Source organism: Xenorhabdus griffiniae, from assembly GCF_015163655.1.
GTDB classification, from domain to species: Bacteria; Pseudomonadota; Gammaproteobacteria; order Enterobacterales; family Enterobacteriaceae; genus Xenorhabdus; species Xenorhabdus griffiniae.
In genome coordinates this window covers 1-2,622 of the sequence record NZ_JADEUF010000211.1, presented here as the reverse complement: position 1 = coordinate 2,622, position 2,622 = coordinate 1, and the positions used below count along the sequence as shown (strand labels likewise).

The window sequence follows — 2,622 nt, the reverse complement described above, 5'->3', positions numbered from 1 at the left end:
CCAGTATAAAAGATAGTCAAGTGGCTAAACGTCGAAGAGCAACGTGGTCAGCAGAATTCCGTAGTCAGCTTATCTTTGATTAAATTAAATACAAAGTGGAATCCCGCCCTGTAACCAAACTATTCTAAAATTGCCGTGTGTATTACTCAGCACTTTGCCATTTCTCTAACTCATTTAAAATTACACATATACGCATTAACTTTCAAGTTGCTCATTATAAGACAACATAACTCATTGTTTCTCCCCGCTTCGCGGGGAGAAACAATATGCATTTTGAAGTGAGATGGGTATAGATTATTTAAGCGAAATTTAGGAAATAAAAACCCAAAGAAAAACCATGCTATTACACGATGCAAATATAATCATTTAAATATTCACTTATAGAAACATAAAACACCATAAATTAAATACAGTTAACTTTGTTAAAAAATGATAAATATCATTGACAAAGCAAATAATAACTCTGTATTTTATAGTAAGAAAAATACATCAAGGAAAAATAGAATGGCTAATATTATTTATTTAACGATAAAAGGAAAAAAACAAGGTTTAATATCTTCTGGATGTTCATCAGAAAGTTCAATTGGTAATCTTTATCAAAGTGGTCGTGAAGACCAAATATATATTTACGAATTAAACTCCTCTTTATCCAGAGAACAAAATGTAAATCACTTGCCTATTAACATAAAAAAACCAATAGATAAATCAACCCCATTACTAGGAGTAGCTATATCAGATAATGAAGAACTAGAATGTATGTTTAATATGTATAGAACAGATAGCAACGGTGGGTTATCTCTTTATTTTTCTATAAAAGTCACAGGTGCAACAATTTGCAATATTGATATTATTTGCCCTAACTCATCAACTCATAATGATGCACAACCATTAGAGAGCGTCTCATTTAAATACAAAAGCATAACATGGCAACATCACTTGGCTGGCACTAGTGGTTATAGCTTCTGGGATGATAGGGTTTATTAATCATGTTTATAAATAGAAATAATGATTATTTTTCTGCAATGGGAGCGTTAACTGCCAGAAGTGTAACTGAAGCTGCATTATCAGTATCAACATTTCTAGAAAATTTTTCAGTTAAAAGAAAATTTCAAAATGAAATTAAAAAATTTACTGATTACAATTTAGGTACAATACTAAGCCAGTCATCCTCTGAATCCGATAAATCACAAGCGATACAAAATTTAAAGCAAGAGCGGTTATATTTATCTCAACAAGAGAATATTATAAGAAATAATATAGTTCAAAAATATGCAGCCATTGAAATAAAAAAAGAAAATGACGCATACACTTATGTTCTAAAAGGCATTGGTTTAGTCGCCGGAGCAGTTCAGTTTATCACAGGTCTTGCTATTGTAACCGCAACAAGTCAAACGGTGGTTGGCTATGTAGCAGGTTCAGCGCTCATTGTTCATGGTGCAGGGAATTTTGAAGAAAATTTAACATCATTACTTAATAACGATGCCGATTATAAAGGTTATTTGAAATTAGGCTATGAACATGCTTTTAATTTTATCGGGTTAGATAAAAGAACGGCAAATTTAGTTTATGGTGGTGTAGACATAGCTCTTTCTGGATACGGCGTATTTAGAAATGTCTTAAAACCTGAGGCATGGAGATTATTTTATTATATAAATGACGATTATATAACCAGTTATAAAGCTATGGGGGGCTATGCTCTATCATTTGAAATATCAGCAGATGGAGTAACATTAAAATCACTCTACGACACATATAACACCCCGATTGAATAATGAGAGTAATCTTCACAATCGTTTGTATTTTCGCATAAATATAAACGATTTATAAGCTAACCTGAAAGAAGTTATAAATATAGCAAGAGGCATTAAAATAACAATAGCTATAAAGAATCCTTTAAAATTAGCCTCACCTGCCATTAAAAAAAAGAACGCCAGCACCATAAACGCCAAAGGAAGGATCAACAAGAGTCTATAAAATCTATTTTCCAGATTCATCATTTCATCTAACAATGTAGTGCCGCTTCTCTTATTTATGGTTTTTAATAACTTCATGTCATTTAAAGTAAAACCACTTTTTTTCATTAATTCTTCTATTTCTTCACTATTCATTTTTTTAACCACCAGTTTTTTTAATTATTTGTAATGAAATTTTTCTTCTAAATAGGTTTTCATAATACTGAGAGTATCAGATGTTGGAGTTTCTTATCTCGCGCGGCTCGCAGGATAAGGAATACTCCTATCATTTTGAAACGCTATTTAGTTGCTTAACTTTTTGATAAGTTGCCATAAATACATTGTAATTCTTCTCTAACTCAGAAGCAAAGAATAATTTTACACTTAGAGTTATAAGCACTGCTACTAAGCATTTGATTCTAATTGTGCTACATTTTAAATATTACCTGAACATTCGTTACTATCAATAAACTGGAGCCATAGCCAAAGATAACAAAAATAGACACATCTATCCTTTATGCTTCCTCAAGAACATAAAGGATTTATATTTTAATTTAGGAGAAGAAGAAAACAACGCAAAAAAAAGTGAAATAAAAATGGTCGGTATAACACTTGAATAATTAACGTCAGTAACAAAAACAACAACAGAAATAAAAAAGGAAAATATAAT

The 2,622-nt window shown here is 31.0% G+C and carries 3 protein-coding genes; 2 read left to right on the top strand and 1 reads right to left on the bottom strand.

Annotation, left to right across the window (positions count from 1 at the left end; translation table 11 throughout):
• Positions 1-504: 504 nt before the first annotated feature.
• Entirely contained in the window at positions 505-984 is a 480-nt protein-coding gene (locus IQ211_RS18805) for an Hcp family type VI secretion system effector (RefSeq protein WP_189760977.1), read from the top strand.
• Positions 985-986: 2 nt separating this feature from the next.
• Positions 987-1,772, top strand: a complete 786-nt coding sequence (locus IQ211_RS18800; protein ID WP_223281841.1) for a DUF4225 domain-containing protein — start codon at positions 987-989, stop codon at positions 1,770-1,772.
• Between the two features lie 12 nt (positions 1,773-1,784).
• On the opposite strand, the gene IQ211_RS18795 is transcribed toward IQ211_RS18800, so the two are convergent.
• A complete protein-coding gene (locus IQ211_RS18795) occupies positions 1,785-2,108 on the bottom strand; it encodes a hypothetical protein (protein WP_189760978.1) in 324 nt (107 codons plus the stop codon).
• Between the last annotated feature and the right edge of the window lie 514 nt (positions 2,109-2,622).

Excerpts from the sequence above, each read along its gene's own strand:
- IQ211_RS18805 (WP_189760977.1), top strand. The coding sequence starts at position 505 with ATGGCTAATATTATTTATTTAACGATAAAAGGAAAAAAACAAGGTTTA.
- IQ211_RS18800 (WP_223281841.1), top strand. The coding sequence starts at position 987 with ATGTTTATAAATAGAAATAATGATTATTTTTCTGCAATGGGAGCGTTA.
- IQ211_RS18795 (WP_189760978.1), bottom strand. The coding sequence starts at position 2,108 with ATGAATAGTGAAGAAATAGAAGAATTAATGAAAAAAAGTGGTTTTACT.